The 14937-nt window shown below is 64.8% G+C and carries 17 protein-coding genes; 2 read left to right on the top strand and 15 right to left on the bottom strand.

All coding sequences use genetic code 11. The annotated features are described in order from the left end of the window. Positions 1-73 precede the first annotated feature (73 nt). The 6 genes from SE91_RS33065 to SE91_RS38360 form a co-directional block, all read right to left on the bottom strand. Positions 74-724, bottom strand: coding sequence for a hypothetical protein (locus SE91_RS33065; protein ID WP_060737271.1), 651 nt, complete (start codon positions 722-724; stop codon positions 74-76). 122 nt (positions 725-846) lie between these two features. Next, the gene (locus tag SE91_RS33070) at positions 847-1434 is read right to left on the bottom strand and encodes a GNAT family N-acetyltransferase (RefSeq protein WP_060737272.1); all 588 of its coding nucleotides are present in this window, start codon (positions 1432-1434) and stop codon (positions 847-849) included. A gap of 36 nt (positions 1435-1470) precedes the next feature. Continuing rightward, on the bottom strand, positions 1471-2760 hold the full coding sequence (locus SE91_RS33075; RefSeq protein ID WP_060737273.1) for a M16 family metallopeptidase: 1290 nt from the start codon (positions 2758-2760) through the stop codon (positions 1471-1473). Then, positions 2757-4175, bottom strand: a complete 1419-nt coding sequence (gene thrC, locus SE91_RS33080; RefSeq protein ID WP_008541267.1) for a threonine synthase — start codon at positions 4173-4175, stop codon at positions 2757-2759. The genes SE91_RS33075 and thrC overlap by 4 nt, the downstream gene beginning before the upstream one ends. A gap of 547 nt (positions 4176-4722) precedes the next feature. Continuing rightward, positions 4723-5367, bottom strand: coding sequence for a response regulator transcription factor (locus SE91_RS33085; RefSeq protein WP_008541266.1), 645 nt, complete (start codon positions 5365-5367; stop codon positions 4723-4725). 101 nt (positions 5368-5468) lie between these two features. Next, positions 5469-5705 carry a hypothetical protein gene (locus SE91_RS38360; protein WP_502687164.1) on the bottom strand — a complete coding sequence of 79 codons (237 nt, stop codon included), beginning with the start codon at positions 5703-5705 and terminating at the stop codon, positions 5469-5471. Positions 5706-5714: 9 nt separating this feature from the next. Here SE91_RS38360 and SE91_RS33090 point away from each other — a divergent pair, with 9 nt between their 5' ends. Beyond that, a complete protein-coding gene (locus tag SE91_RS33090; RefSeq protein WP_502687165.1) occupies positions 5715-6791 on the top strand; it encodes an ATP-binding protein in 1077 nt (358 codons plus the stop codon). Here SE91_RS33090 and SE91_RS33095 read toward each other — a convergent pair. The 9 genes from SE91_RS33095 to coxB all read right to left on the bottom strand — a co-directional run bounded on the left by SE91_RS33095 (position 6788) and on the right by coxB (position 13875). After that, positions 6788-7153, bottom strand: coding sequence for a nuclear transport factor 2 family protein (locus SE91_RS33095; RefSeq protein ID WP_060737275.1), 366 nt, complete (start codon positions 7151-7153; stop codon positions 6788-6790). The genes SE91_RS33090 and SE91_RS33095 overlap by 4 nt on opposite strands. 103 nt (positions 7154-7256) lie before the next feature. Beyond that, on the bottom strand, positions 7257-8021 hold the full coding sequence (locus SE91_RS33100; protein WP_061850629.1) for an SURF1 family protein: 765 nt from the start codon (positions 8019-8021) through the stop codon (positions 7257-7259). Next, on the bottom strand, positions 8018-8419 hold the full coding sequence (locus SE91_RS33105; RefSeq protein WP_061850630.1) for a DUF983 domain-containing protein: 402 nt from the start codon (positions 8417-8419) through the stop codon (positions 8018-8020). Before SE91_RS33105 ends, SE91_RS33100 begins: the two co-directional genes overlap by 4 nt. Positions 8420-8519: 100 nt before the next feature. Further along, positions 8520-9416, bottom strand: coding sequence for a cytochrome c oxidase subunit 3 (locus SE91_RS33110; protein ID WP_061850631.1), 897 nt, complete (start codon positions 9414-9416; stop codon positions 8520-8522). A 79-nt stretch (positions 9417-9495) separates the two neighbouring features. Then, positions 9496-10149, bottom strand: a complete 654-nt coding sequence (locus SE91_RS33115; RefSeq protein ID WP_061850632.1) for a cytochrome c oxidase assembly protein — start codon at positions 10147-10149, stop codon at positions 9496-9498. Positions 10150-10154: 5 nt separating this feature from the next. Continuing rightward, positions 10155-10319, bottom strand: coding sequence for a cytochrome c oxidase system small membrane protein (locus tag SE91_RS33120; protein ID WP_060737279.1), 165 nt, complete (start codon positions 10317-10319; stop codon positions 10155-10157). A 7-nt stretch (positions 10320-10326) separates the two neighbouring features. Then, positions 10327-11271 carry a heme o synthase gene (locus SE91_RS33125; protein ID WP_061850633.1) on the bottom strand — a complete coding sequence of 315 codons (945 nt, stop codon included), beginning with the start codon at positions 11269-11271 and terminating at the stop codon, positions 10327-10329. A gap of 60 nt (positions 11272-11331) precedes the next feature. Beyond that, on the bottom strand, positions 11332-12948 hold the full coding sequence (gene ctaD / locus SE91_RS33130; protein ID WP_008541248.1) for a cytochrome c oxidase subunit I: 1617 nt from the start codon (positions 12946-12948) through the stop codon (positions 11332-11334). 87 nt (positions 12949-13035) lie between these two features. After that, positions 13036-13875, bottom strand: coding sequence for a cytochrome c oxidase subunit II (coxB, locus tag SE91_RS33135; RefSeq protein WP_008541246.1), 840 nt, complete (start codon positions 13873-13875; stop codon positions 13036-13038). A 450-nt stretch (positions 13876-14325) separates the two neighbouring features. Here coxB and SE91_RS33140 point away from each other — a divergent pair, with 450 nt between their 5' ends. Then, positions 14326-14859 (top strand): invasion associated locus B family protein, encoded by a 534-nt coding sequence (locus SE91_RS33140; protein WP_061850634.1) that lies wholly within the window; start codon positions 14326-14328, stop codon positions 14857-14859. The last annotated feature ends 78 nt before the right edge of the window (positions 14860-14937 follow it).

The following is a 14937-nucleotide window of genomic DNA, read 5'->3' on the forward strand; positions in this document are numbered from 1 at the left end:
GGACGCGGTGCGGCATGAAATGACGCGCCGCAGAGCCGCGCGCTGCGCCGCGTCCGGGGCACGAGGCTGTGCGTTACTTCTTCTTCCGCCCCTTCGGCTCGGGCGAGAGGGCCTGCGGGTCGAAGCCGACATAGAAGATGTAGCTATCGGCGACCGCCGGCGCGGGCTCCGGATAGGTCATATCCTCGATCACGAAGGTGAAGGGCACGCTGCCGCCCTCGGACATCTCGACCGTGGTCCGATAAGCTTTCGAGGCAATCACCTTCTCGCCGACGCCGCCCTGCACCACGGCGATGCGCAAGGGCACCTCGACGGTCGCCGGCGCGCCGGCGGGGCCGGCAATCACGCGGCCCTGGATGCCGATCCGGGCCGTGATGCCCGCGCTGCTGCGCGAACATTCTCGCGCCATCTTGGTGATCGAGGCCTGGAAGCGAATCTCATTGCCGACGGCGGGCTTGCCTGAGGCGCCGACGGCGTAGGTCGAGGCGCCGGCACGCACGGTGACCTGCGGGCAATCGACCTCGTCTTCGGGTGGCTGGCCGGGCGCGGGCGGCGGCTTCGGCGGGCTCGGCTCGTCGGACTTGCCGCCAAACAGGCTCTTGAAGCGGTCGGTCAGTGACTGAGCCGCCACCGGCGAGACAGAGGCGAGCCCAATCGACAATGCCAGCGCGATCGCCGTCCCCCGCCGCAACGTATTCCGCGATGACCGAAGCTCCTGCACCATCGACGCCCGTACTCCATGACATTGTCCGGCCCGATCGCCAGCCGGGGCATGCGGGTTATATCGCCAAAATCGGCGAACCCAAGGCAGCAAAAAGGGGGACTTGGCCGCACCAATCGGGCGGCTCAGCCGCGGAAGTCCTCATGCAGCAGGCCGAACAGGAGGTGGTCCTGCCAGATCCCGTTGATGCACAGATAGCGGCGCGCCAGCCCTTCGCGGGAGAAGCCACACTTCTCCAGCACCCGGATCGACGGCGCATTGGTGGGAATACAGGCGGCCTCGACGCGATGCAGGTTGAGCTCGCCGAACAGCGTCGGCAGCAGCACCCGCAGCGCAGCCGTCATGTAGCCGCGATGGGCGTGAGGCTGCCCGACCCAGTAGCCGATCGTGCCGGCCTGCACGATGCCACGGCGGACATTGGCCAGCGTGATGCCGCCGATCATGGCACCGTCGAGCTCGCGAAAGATCAGAAACGGATAGGAACGGTCCGCGGCGATGTCCTCGGAATAGCGGCGCAGGCGGCGGCGGAAGCCGGACCGGGTGAGATCGTCCGACGGCCAGATCGGCTCCCAGGGGGTGAGGTAATCGCGGCTGCTTTCGCGCAAATGGGCCCATTGCAGGAAGTCCGACATCTGCGGGGCGCGCAGCAGCAGCCCGTTGCCGCGCGGCGCGAGGGCGGCGGGTCCACTGGAAGGCAGGCGAAAGAGAGCCATGGTGATGCTTCCCGGCGCGGGCGCCCTTGGCGACTCCTAATGCAGTCGCGCCTTGGCGCGCGCCCGGGTCAATCCTTCCGCAAAAGACACCGCCGTGTCCAGACCCCTGCCGCTGCCCAATGCGACAACCGCAGGGCGGCTGCGCGAAAGCAGCGCGCGTGCCGCATCCCGGGTCGATTCGACGCTGACGGCTTCGATCCGGGCCACCAGCTCCTGCACCGTCTGCGGTCGGCCATAGGCGAGCACATGGCGGGCGAGCTGCTCGGCACGGGACGAGCAGCTCTCCAGCGCCATCAAGAGGCCGGCCTTCATCTGCGCCTTGGCCCGCGCGATCTCGGCCTCGGTCAGCGTCTCCACCGAATCATTCATGACGTCGACCACGACCTCCATCATCTCCGGCGCGTCGGCGGGATCGGTGCCGGTGTAGAGGCCGAAGAAGCCGGTGTCGGTGTAGGGCGCGTGGAAGGTGTAGATGGAGTAGCAGAGGCCGCGCTTCTCGCGCACCTCCTGGAACAGCCGCGACGACATCCCGCCGCCGAGGATGTTGGTGAAGACCTGCAGCGAGAACAGGGAGGGGTCGGTCTGCGGCACCCCTTCGAGCGCCAGCGTCAGATGCGCCTGCTCGAGCTCGCGGTGAACCACCTTGGCGCCTCCCTTGCCGAACTGGGCCGATTGCGGCTTGGGTCCCGGCGTCGCCTCGAAGCTCGCAAAACGCTTCTCGACCTCGGCAACCACCTGGCTGTGGTCGACCGCGCCCGCGGCGGCCACCACCATGTCGGGCCCGCGATAATGCGTCGACAGATAGCCGCGCAGCATGTCGCGGTTGAAGCCGCGCAGCGTCTTGGCCGTACCCAGCAGCGAGCGGCCCATCGGCTGGTCGGGATAGCAGAGCTCGTTGAGATGCTCGAACACGACGTCGTCGGGCGTGTCCTGCGCTGCCCCGATCTCCTGCACGATGACGTTCTTCTCGCGCTCCAGCTCGTCCGGCTCGAAGGCAGGATTGGCGAGAATGTCGGCGAGCACGTCGAGCGCGAGCGGCACGTCGGCCTTCAGCACCCGAGCGTAATAGGACGTGGTCTCGGTCGAGGTGCCGGCATTGAGGTCGCCGCCCACCGCCTCGATCTCCTCCACGATCTCGCGCGAGGAGCGCGTGGTCGTTCCCTTGAATGCCATGTGTTCGAGCAGATGCGAGATGCCGTGCTCGTTCGGCTTCTCGTCACGCCCCCCGACGCCGGCCCACACCCCGAGCGCTGCGGTCTCGAGATGGGGCATCTTGTCGGTGACGACGGTCAGGCCGGAGGCAAGCTTGGAAATCTCGACGCTCATCCGGCAACTCCCTGCTTTGCGGCGCGGCTGACCGACAGCACGAACCGCTCGACCTCAGCCTGATCGTTCTTCACCACCTTCATGTGCTCGGATTTGGTCATCAATCCGTCAAGCCAAGCGGGTAGTTGCGGCCGCTGGCCGCAGGCCGCCTCGACTGCGTCGGGGAATTTGGCCGGATGGGCCGTGGAGAGCACGATGTTCGGCACCGCCGTGTCGGTGGTGTCGCGGTCGGCGACCGCGAGCGCAACCGCTGTATGGGGATCCACCAGCTCGCCTGCCTCGCGCCAGGCAGCGCGGATCGCCGCCGCGGTTTCGGTCTCGTCGGCGCGCCCTGCGTCGAACTCCTCGCGGATCGCCGCCAACGTCGCATCGGGCAGCACGAAGCGACCGGACTGCTTCAGCTGTTCCATCAGGCGGCGCACGCCCGCCGCATCGCGCCGGCCGGCCTCGAACAGCAGCCGCTCGAAATTCGAGGAGATCTGGATGTCCATCGACGGGGACGCCGTGGCATGCACCTCGCGCACCTCGTAGATGCCGGTCTTGAGCGTGCGGGCCAGGATGTCGTTGACGTTGGCGGCGATGCGCAGGGTCCGCACCGGCAGCCCCATGCGCTTGGCGACATAGCCGGCAAAGATGTCACCAAAATTGCCGGTCGGCACCACGAAATCCACCGCGCGCGCCGGGGCGCCGACCGCAACGGCCGAGGTGAAATAGTAGACGACCTGGGCGACGATGCGCGCCCAGTTGATCGAGTTGACGCCGGAGAGCGAGGTCGCATCGCGAAAGCGATGATTGTTGAACATCCCCTTCACCAGCGCCTGGCAATCGTCGAAATTGCCTTCGATGGCGAGCGCGTGCACATTGCCTGCGCCCGTCGTGGTCATCATCCGCCGCTGCACCTCGGAGATGCGGCCGTGCGGGAACAGCACGATCAGATCGACATTCTCGAGGCCCGCGAAGGCATCGACCGCGGCACCGCCGGTGTCGCCGGACGTTGCGACCACGATGGTGGTACGCTGGCCGCGCTTGGCGAGCACGTGATCCATCAGCCGCGAGATCAGCTGCATCGCCACGTCTTTGAAGGCGAGCGTCGGCCCGTGGAACAACTCGAGCACGAACTGGTGTGGCGACATCTGCCGCAGCGGCACCACGGCCGGATGGCGGAAGGTGGCATAGGCCTCGTTGGCCATGCGGCCGAGCTCGGCGTCCGAAATCTCTCCGCCGGCAAAGGGGCGAATCACGTCGACCGCGACCTCCCAATAGGGACGGCCGAAGAAGCCGGCGATCGTCTCGGCGGAAAGCTGCGGCCAGGTGGCCGGCACATACAGGCCACCGTCACGGGCGAGCCCGGTCAGCATCACGTCGCAGAAGCCGAGTTCGGGGGCTTCGCCCCGGGTCGAGATATAACGAGTCAAACTGCCCTCCAAAGGCCGCCCGAGCCAGACTCGCCCGCTAAGCCTTTGATCTTACGAAATTACTTGTTACGAGCCAGAGGCCTTCGGCCACCATAAAGCGTTTTGCGGCATCGGGAAACCGCTTCCCCATCGCTACTTGGCGCGATGAAAAAGGGCTGCGGCGTTGCCGCAGCCCTTCTCTTGGAAGGTCTGTCGTTGTGTGCAGACCGGTTTGCCTCGTTCGGGGTTCCTGCCCCCGTTTGAAACTGTTCGTCCGAGCTTTCGACTGCCGTCGTTGGATCGTCAAGAGCCAAAACGGCAGGCAGCGCAAGATGTTCCAGTTTTTCCCGGCGAAGCCGGCTCCGTCGCCTGCGGGCTTAGGCATAGCACGCCTCAAATTACCGCTTCTTCCTGAAGCACGAGCTCCATGAGGAACGAAGGCCGTGGCTACCCATTGGGTCGGCGGATGGTGCCCGCCATCGTCCATGCATTGCCCGGCCGATGGCGACGCCGATCCGTCGACCGAGCCGCTGCGTCCCGAGCAGCCGGCTCGCTCGTCGGCGGCAGGTCAGTTCATCCCGATTTCCACGGCGATCCGGATCAGGTCGGAATGGTTCTTGGCCCCTAATTTCTGCTTGAGCAGCGACGTGGTGTTCGCGACGGTCTTGTAGGAGATGCCGAGCGCTTCCGCGACCTCGACGATCTTGTCGCCGCGTCCGAGCAGGCGGAGAATCTCGAGTTCCCGCGGCGTCATCTGCGAGGCTGGATTGGCCTTGATCGCCGCGCCGGAAAACGTCACGGCTTCCGCAAGCTGCGGCGAGATGAAATTGTCGCCCGCGACCACCTTGCGCACCGCCTTCAGCAGGATCCTGGGGTCGTCGCCCTTGGAGACATAGCCCTGGGCTCCAAGCTCGACCGCCCGCACCACGAAGGCCGGATCGTCGTTCATGCTGAACATGATGATCTTGGCGTCCGGATCGTCCTTGCGGATGCGCCGCATCAGCTCGAAGCCGGAGACATCGGGCAGGCTGATGTCGATCACGGTGACGTCAGGCCGCTTGCTGACATAGGCACGATGCCCGGATTTGGCGTCGGTCGCCTCGTCGATCCGAATCGAGTGGTCGGACGCGAACAGGGTGCGGCAACCGGACAGCACCACCGGATGGTCGTCGACGATCAGGACCCGGGTCGCGGGTTTGGCGGTATCTTGCATCGCGCGCTCTCGTGTTTTTCGACTCATAGACCGGCGGGAACAAATGGAAAGAGAAAATTCCCCTGATGCGCGTTAGAATTGACCTAATGTGGCGGCGACTTTCATTCAGGACGCAACTGTTTCTTCCGCTCGGCGCGGGCCTTCTCTCGGCCCTGATCCTGGGCGGCATATTGCTGCAAACATTTGCAACAAAACAGCTGGCTGACGAGCATGAGCCGGCTCGACGTTCGATCCAGACCATCGCCGCCGCGCTCAACAACACTCTGCGCGCATCGGACGATCCACAAAAGATCCTCGATGCATTCGTTCAGTCCTTGGACGCCTCCACGGATATCCAATTCCGCCGCATGGAGGGAGGTCCTCCGCCCGCTCCGAAGGATTTGCGCAGCCTGAAGACGGTTCCGCAATGGTTCGTCAACCTCATCACCATACCAGAAATGGAAGCGGCGTTTCCGGTCGTCATTGACGGTAAACATGTCGGCGATATCGTGTTCTTCCCGGACATGTCGGCCGACCTGTTCGAGAAGTGGATCGGCTTCCTTGCGCTGACGAGCCTGGTCGCTGTCCTGATGGTGCTCACCGGCACAGTTGCCTATGCCTTCGCTGGTTCGGCCCTCCGCCCCCTGCAACATCTTGGCGAAGGTCTCACGCGGATGCGGCGCGGCGACTACGCAAGGCCGATCCCGGTCGGAGGACCGCCGGAGATCCGGCGAAGCTGCGAGGAAGCCAATGCGCTGGCAGCGACACTGGCGCAACTCAGTCAGGACAATCGCGACCTGATGCACCGCCTGGTTTCGCTCCAGGACGACGAGCGGCGCGATCTCGCCCGCGAGCTGCACGACGAGCTTGGGCCTCTTCTGTTCAGCATCCGCGCCGGCACGATCGCGCTCATCGAGGCCGCACGGCCTGCGGGAAATCTCGGCAAGTCTGCGCAGGATGTGCTGCAATCGGTCGAAGCGCTTCAGCACACCAACCGCCGTATCCTCGACCGGCTGCGGCCGCTCTATATCGAGGACCTCGGTCTTGAGACCAGCGTGCAGACGCTGCTCCGGAATTTTCACAAGCAGGCACCGCATATCGGCCTGACGGACACGATCGATCCCGGTCTCAACGCGATCGGCGGACCGCTGGCCCAGACCGTCTATCGCGTGATTCAGGAGGCGCTGACCAACGTGCTGCGCCATGCCGAGGCCAACAATGTCCAGGTGCAGGCCGTGGTCGTCGAGGGCACGCTCGTCGTCGAGATCTCCGACGACGGCGGCGGCTTTCCCCCAGACAACGTCTTTGGCCGTGGCCTGACTGGCATGCATGAGCGCGTGCGCGCGCTCAGCGGATCGCTGTCACTGCTGCGTGCGCACGAACGAACCTATGTGCGATGTCGTTTGCCGATGCAGGCGACACGGGACGCAGCGTCATCGGGCTAACACGCGCAACCGTCATGCGCATCTTGCAGCGCCGGCTCGCATATCGTGCTGCGAATCTTGCCCTCCGAGCTGAAGCGAAACGACGCGCGGATGCGCAGAGCTCCGGCGACGGAATATTCGAGATCGACGCCGTGGAGCACGGGGTGGATCTCCTCCAGCCCGAAGCCCGCCGACGAGAAGGTGCTGAGCCGCGGCTGCCAATAGGCTTCGAGCTCGCTGCGGCCGTGATAGCGGTGCCTGCCGTTGCAGGTGCATTCCAGCTCAGCATTGTCAGCATAGAGGTCGAGCAGCATCGCGAGGTCGCCCTGGCGGCAGGCATCCACCCAATCGACGACAAGTCCCATCTGATCAAAATCGCTCACGCCGCAATCCTCTGCCGCGGACCATCCATCGCGGCTTAGGACCACACTCGTGAATGTGGGCTGAACGGTAAAGCCCGGGCGATACCGGGTTCCGTCGGGATATCTACGGATGCGTTCCGCTTTGCCGCCGCCCTCGCAACCACACCGCAAAAGCGATCAACACAGCGGCTGCGAGCGTGAACCAGGTGATCGCGTATTGCAGGTGATCGTCTTTCAGATGTACGTCGAGCGGGCCGGGACGCGGAATACCGTTCTCGGGCACCGGGCGCTCGAGATCGACGTAGAACGGCGCAACCGCGCCCCAACCGAGCGCACGCGCAATTGCCAGATGATCGCGCACGAACCACAGCCGCTTGTCGCGGTTCTCCGCCGGCGTCAGCCATCCCGGCGCCTCGGAAAAGCGCAGATAGCCGGTGAGTTCCACCGGTTGCCCCGTGACGAGCTTCTTCACCGCGCGGTCCTCGACGCTGCGATCCTGCATCGTATTCTCGACGAAGCCGGCATCGATCACGACCATCTCGCCGCTCGGAAGCCGCGCCGGCAGGAATGCCCAGGTGCCGGGGCCGGAGGCGTCCTTGCGCACGGCCGAGCCGGAGGAATAGACCATCGCATCGGGCAGGGCTGCGTAGACCGCCGTGAAGCTGACGCGGCGGAATTCATCGCGCGCGGGATTCAGAGTAGCCCATTGCGACGCCGGCGGCAGCGCGACGGGGGCCAGTGCCAGACGCTCGGTGAGCGCCGCGATCAGGTCGTGCTTGGCCGTTCGGCGCTGCAACTGCCAGACGCCGAGTGCGACGAAGACGGCCGTCAGGAACAGCGTGAACAGCGCGAAGCCGGCCACGGGGGGCTTGCGCACAGTCCCGTTCATTTCGCGCGATCGACGAGCCGGCCGGGCGCCGCCTTGTGATGGAATTGCAGCGCGATCAGCAGCGACTTCATCGCGCGCAACGGCAACAGCGTGGTTGTGAGGATCAGCGGCAGCCAGAGCAACGCATGCAGCCAGAACGGCGGCTGATACTTGACCTCGACGACGAGCGCGCAGCCGACCACGATGGCACCGGCCAGCATGATGATGAAGATCGCCGGGCCGTCACCGGTATCGATGAACGCGTAGTCGAGATCGCAGCGGTCGCAGCGCGGCGCGAGCGTCAGGAAGCCTGCATAGAGCTTGCCCTCGCCGCAGCGTGGGCATTTGCAGGCGAGTCCGCGCAGCGCGCTTTGCAGGACCGTGGTCTCGGACTCGGATGGGGCAGCTGTGTCGTTCATGCAGGCAAACTCTATCACAGTTTCCGCCGAAGCTTCCGGCAGCCGAAAAGCGAAAGGGCGGCCTTGGGGCCGCCCTTTCTGATCATCTGTCTTGCGGAGCTCAGTGCGCGCCGTGGGCCATGGTCTCGGCGCCGTGTCCCCAAACGTAGATGCAGAGGAACAGGAACAGCCAGACCACGTCGACGAAGTGCCAGTACCAGGCGGCGAACTCGAAACCGAGATGTTGCTTCGGCGTGAAGTGGCCAGCATAGACGCGGAACAGGCAGACCAGCAGGAAGATGGTGCCGACCAGCACGTGGAAGCCATGGAAGCCGGTCGCCATGAAGAAGGTCGCACCATAGACGTTGCCGCCGAACGAGAACGCGGCGTGGCTGTACTCATAGGCCTGCACGCAGGTGAACAGCGCGCCGAGCACGACGGTGAGGATCAGGCCATATTTCAAGCCCTGGCGATCGTTCTCGAGCAGCGCGTGGTGCGCCCAGGTCACGGTGGTGCCGGAGGTGAGCAGGATCAGCGTGTTCAGGAGCGGCAGGTGCCAGGGATCGAAGGTCTCGATGCCCTTGGGCGGCCAGGTGCCGGGGACGGAGCAGGCGCCCGCCTGGGTGCCGAGGCCGCAACCGAACACCGCATCGCGCGTGGCGTGAACGGCGTCGGCCGGGAACAACGCGGCATTGAAATAGGCCCAGAACCAGGCCACGAAGAACATCACCTCGGAGGCGATGAACAGGATCATGCCGTAGCGGTGATGCAGCTGAACGACGCGGGTGTGGTCGCCCTTGTACTGGGCTTCCTTGATCACGTCGGCCCACCAGCTCGCCATGGTGTAGAGCACACCGACGGTGCCGACGCCGAACACGATCGGTGCGGCCGAGAACATGTGGTGCATCCAGGCGACCGCGCCGAGCGCCATGATGAAGGCCGACAACGAGCCGACGGCCGGCCACGGCGAGGGATCGACCAGATGGTAGTCGTGATGCTTGGTGTGCGCCGTTGCCATTGCGGTCTCTCTCCTCAATCCGGTGCCTATCAGGCACTTATCCCCTCGTGTCCAACCGACCGGGCGCGAGCCCCGTCGATCAGAGATTTCCCTTGCGCTTGTCGCCCTCGCCCGACGCCAGCGGCTTCACCACCGGATCCTTCACCGGATAGAAGGTGTAGGACAGCGTGATCGTGTTCAGGGTGTCGTTCTCGTGGTCATCGGCGATCGATGGATCGACGTAGAACACGACCGGCATCTCCCGCTTCTCGCCCGGCGCCATGGTCTGCTCGGTGAAGCAGAAGCAGTTGATCTTCTGGAAGTAGGCCCCGACCGTCAGCGGCGCGACGTTGTAGGCGGCCTGCCCCGCAGTGGTGCGCGCGGCTTGGTTGGTCACGGTGTAGTAGACGGTCGTGACCTGCCCGATATTGACCTCGATCTCGGTCTGCTCCGGCTCGAACTTCCAGGGCAGACCGGGCGCGATGTTGGAATCGAAACGCACCAGGATCTTGCGCGCGATCGGGCCGGTGGCCGGCGCGGAGGTCGCGACCTGGGTGGTGCCGTTGAAGCCGGTGGCGCGGCAGAACCAATTGTAGAACGGCACCGCCGCGTAGGAGGCGCCGACCATCAGCGCCACCACGCCGCCGCAGATGGAAGCGACCACCACATCACGGCCGAGGCCACGGCCCTTGGCCGGCTTACGATGTGCCGGCTTGGCGCTGACGTCCTGCGATATGGTCGGTTCGTGATTCATGTTTCCTACATCGGCCGCACTAGCACCGCCGGTCCCTTGACCATGGTGACGGCGAAGAACAGCACCACGAGCACGCCAAGCGCCAGCGCGATGGCAATGGAGCGCTGACGACGGCTCTTCCGCTGCGCCTCGGTGAGGACGATTCCATCTGGCTCGGGTTTGTCGGCCATTCCTGCCTCATGCGCCCCATGCCACCGGAGCAAGCGCCCGGAACACGACCTCGGCCAGCAGGGTCGCGAACAGCGCGAACAGGTACAGGATCGAGAAGGCAAACAGCTTGCGGGTCGCACGCAGCGACTGGCTGCGCTCGCGGCGCATGTAGACGTTGATCGCGAGCACCAGCATGCCGGCGCCGAGGATGAGCGAGACGATGCCGTAGACGGCATCGAAATAGCCGAGCGCCCAGGGCGCCGCGGCGACCGCGATCAGCACGATGGTGTAGAGCAGGATCTGAAGGCGCGTCGCATCGGGGCCAGCGACGTTCGGCAGCATCGGAATGCCGGCGCGCGCATAATCGTCGGAGCGGAACAGCGCCAGCGCCCAGAAATGCGGCGGCGTCCAGAAGAAGATGATGGCGAACAGCAGCAGCGGCTCGACGTCGACCGTGCCCGTCACCGCGGCCCAGGCCACCACCGGCGGCAGCGCGCCGGCGGCGCCGCCGATCACGATGTTCTGCGCAGTCCAGCGCTTCAGCCACATCGTGTAGATCACGACGTAGAAGAAGATGGTGAAGGCGAGCAGGCCGCCTGCGATCCAGTTGACGAGGATGCCAAGCGTCATCACCGAGAAGAAGGCGAGCGTCAGGCCGAACGCCATGGCTTCGGGCCGGGTGATGCGGCCGCGCGGGATCGGCCGGTTCGCGGTGCGCGACATCTTGGCGTCGATGTCGCCTTCGAGCGCCATGTTGAGCGCGCCCGAGGCGCCGGCACCGACCGCGATGCAGAGCAGCGAGGTGATCGCCAGCACCCAGTGGAAATGTCCGGGTGCCATCGCCATCCCGACCAGCGCGGTGAAGATCACCAGCGACATCACCCGCGGCTTGAGCAGCGCGATGTAATCGCCGACCTCCCCTTCGGAGATGCGGGGATTGATGTCGATGGCGTGGTGGTCGAGGACGGACACTTAATTCAACTCGCTTCGTGATAGAGCCGCGGCGCCCGTCAAGGCGCCGCGGAGGATGGCTTACTGCACGCGGGGCAGCACTTCGAACTGATGGAAGGGCGGCGGTGAAGACAGCGTCCACTCCAGCGTGGTGGCACCTGCACCCCACGGATTGTCGCCCGCCGGCACCTTCTTCATGAAGGCGTCGAGCACGCAATAGAGGAAGATCAGGACGCCGAAGCCGGAGATGTAGGAGCCGAGCGACGAGATCAGGTTCCAGCCCGCGAACGCATCGGGATAGTCGACATAGCGGCGCGGCATGCCCGACAGGCCGAGGAAGTGCTGCGGGAAGAACACCAGGTTGACGCCAATGAAGGTGACCCAGAAGTGCAGCTTGGCCAGCCCTTCATTGTACATGTAGCCCGACATCTTCGGGAACCAGTAGTACCAGCCGGCGAAGATCGCGAACACGGCGCCGAGCGACAGCACGTAGTGGAAGTGCGCGACGACGTAGTAGGTCTCCTGGAGCACGCGGTCGACGCCCGCATTCGCCAGCACGACGCCGGTGACGCCGCCGACCGTGAACAGGAAGATGAAGCCGACCGCCCAGATCATGGGCGCGCGGAATTCGATCGAGCCGCCCCACATCGTGGCGATCCAGGAGAAGATCTTCACGCCGGTCGGGACCGCGATCACCATGGTGGCGGCGACGAAATAGGCCTGCGTCGCCGAAGACATGCCGACCGTGTACATGTGGTGCGCCCACACCACGAAGCCGATGCCGCCGATCGCGACCATGGCGTAGGCCATGCCGAGATAGCCGAACACGGGCTTGCGCGAGAAGGTCGAGACGATCTGGCTGACCATGCCGAAGCCCGGCAGGATCAGGATGTACACTTCGGGGTGACCGAAGAACCAGAACAAATGCTGGAACAGCACCGGATCGCCGCCGCCCTCGGGCGCGAAGAACGTCGTGTGGAAATTGCGGTCGGTGAGCAGCATGGTGATCGCACCGGCGAGCACCGGCAGCGACAACAGCAGCAGGAACACGGTCACCAGGATCGACCACACGAACAGCGGCATCTTGTGCAAGGTCATGCCGGGCGCACGCATGTTGAAGATGGTGGTGATGAAGTTGATGGCGCCGAGGATCGACGAGGCGCCCGCCAGATGCAGCGACAGGATCGCGAAGTCGACGGCCGGGCCCGGATGACCGGAGCTCGACAGCGGCACATACATGGTCCAGCCGGCGCCGACGCCGTTGGCGCCCGGCTCACCCTCGACGAAGGTCGACATCAGCAGCAGCGCGAAGGAGGCCGGCAGCAGCCAGAACGAGATGTTGTTCATGCGCGGGAACGCCATGTCGGGCGCGCCGATCATCAGCGGCACGAACCAATTGCCGAAACCGCCGATCATCGCGGGCATGACCATGAAGAAGATCATGATCAGGCCGTGCGAGGTCACGAAGACGTTGTAGGTGTGCGCCTCGTGGAAGATCTGCACGCCCGGATACATCAGCTCGGCCCGGATCGCGATCGACATCGCGGCACCGATGATGCCCGCGACGACCGCGAAGATCAGGTACATCGTGCCGATGTCCTTGTGATTGGTCGAATAGACGTAGCGCCGCCATCCGGTCGGATGGGCGTGCTCGTGGTCATGCGCGTGATCGCCGTGTGCCGCTGCGCTCGTTGCCATTTTCAAATCCTGCCTTGCGTCCCGTTCGGACCTGATGCGGTCCCGCCCTTCATGGCGCCTTCAGTCCCTAGAGCCTCCGCCCGGCGCTTACTGCGTCGGGCCGGCCGCGGAGGCGTAGGTGCTGGTGCCGCCGCTCGCATATTTCTTCTTCGCCGCCTCGACCCAGGAGGCGAACTCCTGGTCGTCGACCACGCGGATCGCGATCGGCATGAAGGCGTGATCCTTGCCGCACAATTCCGAGCACTGGCCGTAATACATGCCGGTCTTGGTGGCCTTGAACCAGGTCTCGTTCAGCCGGCCCGGAATGGCGTCGATCTTGACGCCGAAAGCCGGCAGCGCAAAGGCGTGGATGACGTCTGCGCCGGTAACCTGGACACGAACCACCTTGTTCACCGGCACGACCATCTCATTGTCGACGCCGAGCAGCCGGGGCTGCTTGTCCTGGGCCATCAGCGAGTCGAACTCGAACTTGCCGTTATCCGGATAGGCATAAGACCAGTACCACTGCTTGCCGGTCGCCTTGATGGTCAGGTCCGCCTTGGGAATGTCGAGCTCGAGGAACAGGAGGCGGAACGACGGCACCGCGATACCGACCAGGATCAGCACCGGAACCAGGGTCCACACCACCTCGATCAACGTGTGGTGCGTGGTCCGCGACGGCACCGGATTGGCCTTCGCATTGAACTTGACGACCACGATCACGAGCAGCGCGAGAACGAACAGCGTGATCAAGGTGATCAGCACGAACAGAAAGTTGTGGAACCAGACGATGTTGTCCATCACCGGGGAGCCGGACTCCTGAAGCGTCCATTCCCAGGGCTTCGGTTGCCCGAGTTCGGCATAAGCCGCGCCGCCCGTCGCCAGCGTCAGACCCGCCACGGCCAATCCCAGCAACTGCCGGCCCATCCGGCCCATCGACATCCTCATGCCGTTCGCGCTCCCCTTACGAAATCACCCCGAATGCATTCCCCTGAAGTTGCGGGAAACGCTTATTCGATCCGCCCGCCTGACAAACCGCCGCGCAAGAATACCTCTAAGAGGAACTGGGGCCAGATCGCTAGAACGCCGAAATCAAGCCTCTCAAACCATAATTCTTGATCTATCGCAATGCAGTCTTGGGCCTCATCGGCCACGCGTCACCCGCAAGATATTCCCTAGTAACATCAGACAAAAATACCGTTTCCCGGCATGCTGCGGCTTGACAGCGGAATTGCCCGCGGTAGGCACTGGCAGACAGCCGCGCAGAAAGCTGATTCGTGCGGGCGATGGCGGTGCGCGGCGGCGCGGAATTTGCTTGGGAATTGCCTTCAAGACGCCGTCATTCCCGTATCACTCCGCCGGGCGCGAGCGACCCAGGCGAGCAGAGGGACCGACCCGATGGGGCTTTCGAGATGCACGGCAAGGCGGGCTGGCGGCCCCACGATGCTGGCCGCAGTGCTGGCGGCAATCGCTGCCCTGGCGCTGCCGGGCCTTGCCCATGCGCAGGGCGCGGTGCGCTCCGTCCACGGCGACTGGCAGATCCGCTGTGACACCCCGCCGGGCGCCCAGAGCGAGCAATGCGCCCTGATCCAGAGCGTGGTGGCGGAGGACCGCTCCAATGCCGGACTGACCGTCATCGTGCTGAAGACCGCCGACCAGAAGAGCCGCCTGATGCGCGTGGTCGCCCCGCTCGGCGTGCTCCTGCCCTCCGGCCTCGGTCTCAAGCTCGACAACCAGGACGTCGGCCGCGCCGGATTCGTTCGCTGCCTGCCCAACGGCTGCGTTGCCGAGGTCGTGATGGACGACAAGCTGCTCGGCCAGCTCCGCAGCGCCAAGACCGCGACCTTCATCATCTTCGAGACGCCGGAAGAAGGCATCGGCTTCCCGCTCAGCCTGAACGGGCTCGGCGAGGGCTACGACAAGCTGCCGTAGGAGGCCTGACCGCCGGTGAGCGATCCTATTGTTTCCGTAATGTGAGGCTTGTCGCCCTCGCGGAACCGGTCCGAAACC

The organism is Bradyrhizobium sp. DOA1, from assembly GCF_001593325.1.
GTDB lineage: Bacteria > Pseudomonadota > Alphaproteobacteria > Rhizobiales > Xanthobacteraceae > Bradyrhizobium.

Excerpts from the sequence above, each read along its gene's own strand:
- SE91_RS33065 (WP_060737271.1), bottom strand. The coding sequence starts at position 724 with ATGGTGCAGGAGCTTCGGTCATCGCGGAATACGTTGCGGCGGGGGACG.
- SE91_RS33070 (WP_060737272.1), bottom strand. The coding sequence starts at position 1,434 with ATGGCTCTCTTTCGCCTGCCTTCCAGTGGACCCGCCGCCCTCGCGCCG.
- SE91_RS33075 (WP_060737273.1), bottom strand. The coding sequence starts at position 2,760 with ATGAGCGTCGAGATTTCCAAGCTTGCCTCCGGCCTGACCGTCGTCACC.
- SE91_RS33085 (WP_008541266.1), bottom strand. The coding sequence starts at position 5,367 with ATGCAAGATACCGCCAAACCCGCGACCCGGGTCCTGATCGTCGACGAC.
- SE91_RS33090 (WP_502687165.1), top strand. The coding sequence starts at position 5,715 with ATGGAGGGAGGTCCTCCGCCCGCTCCGAAGGATTTGCGCAGCCTGAAG.
- SE91_RS33100 (WP_061850629.1), bottom strand. The coding sequence starts at position 8,021 with ATGAACGGGACTGTGCGCAAGCCCCCCGTGGCCGGCTTCGCGCTGTTC.
- SE91_RS33105 (WP_061850630.1), bottom strand. The coding sequence starts at position 8,419 with ATGAACGACACAGCTGCCCCATCCGAGTCCGAGACCACGGTCCTGCAA.
- SE91_RS33110 (WP_061850631.1), bottom strand. The coding sequence starts at position 9,416 with ATGGCAACGGCGCACACCAAGCATCACGACTACCATCTGGTCGATCCC.
- SE91_RS33115 (WP_061850632.1), bottom strand. The coding sequence starts at position 10,149 with ATGAATCACGAACCGACCATATCGCAGGACGTCAGCGCCAAGCCGGCA.
- SE91_RS33120 (WP_060737279.1), bottom strand. The coding sequence starts at position 10,319 with ATGGCCGACAAACCCGAGCCAGATGGAATCGTCCTCACCGAGGCGCAG.
- ctaD (WP_008541248.1), bottom strand. The coding sequence starts at position 12,948 with ATGGCAACGAGCGCAGCGGCACACGGCGATCACGCGCATGACCACGAG.
- coxB (WP_008541246.1), bottom strand. The coding sequence starts at position 13,875 with ATGAGGATGTCGATGGGCCGGATGGGCCGGCAGTTGCTGGGATTGGCC.
- SE91_RS33140 (WP_061850634.1), top strand. The coding sequence starts at position 14,326 with ATGGGGCTTTCGAGATGCACGGCAAGGCGGGCTGGCGGCCCCACGATG.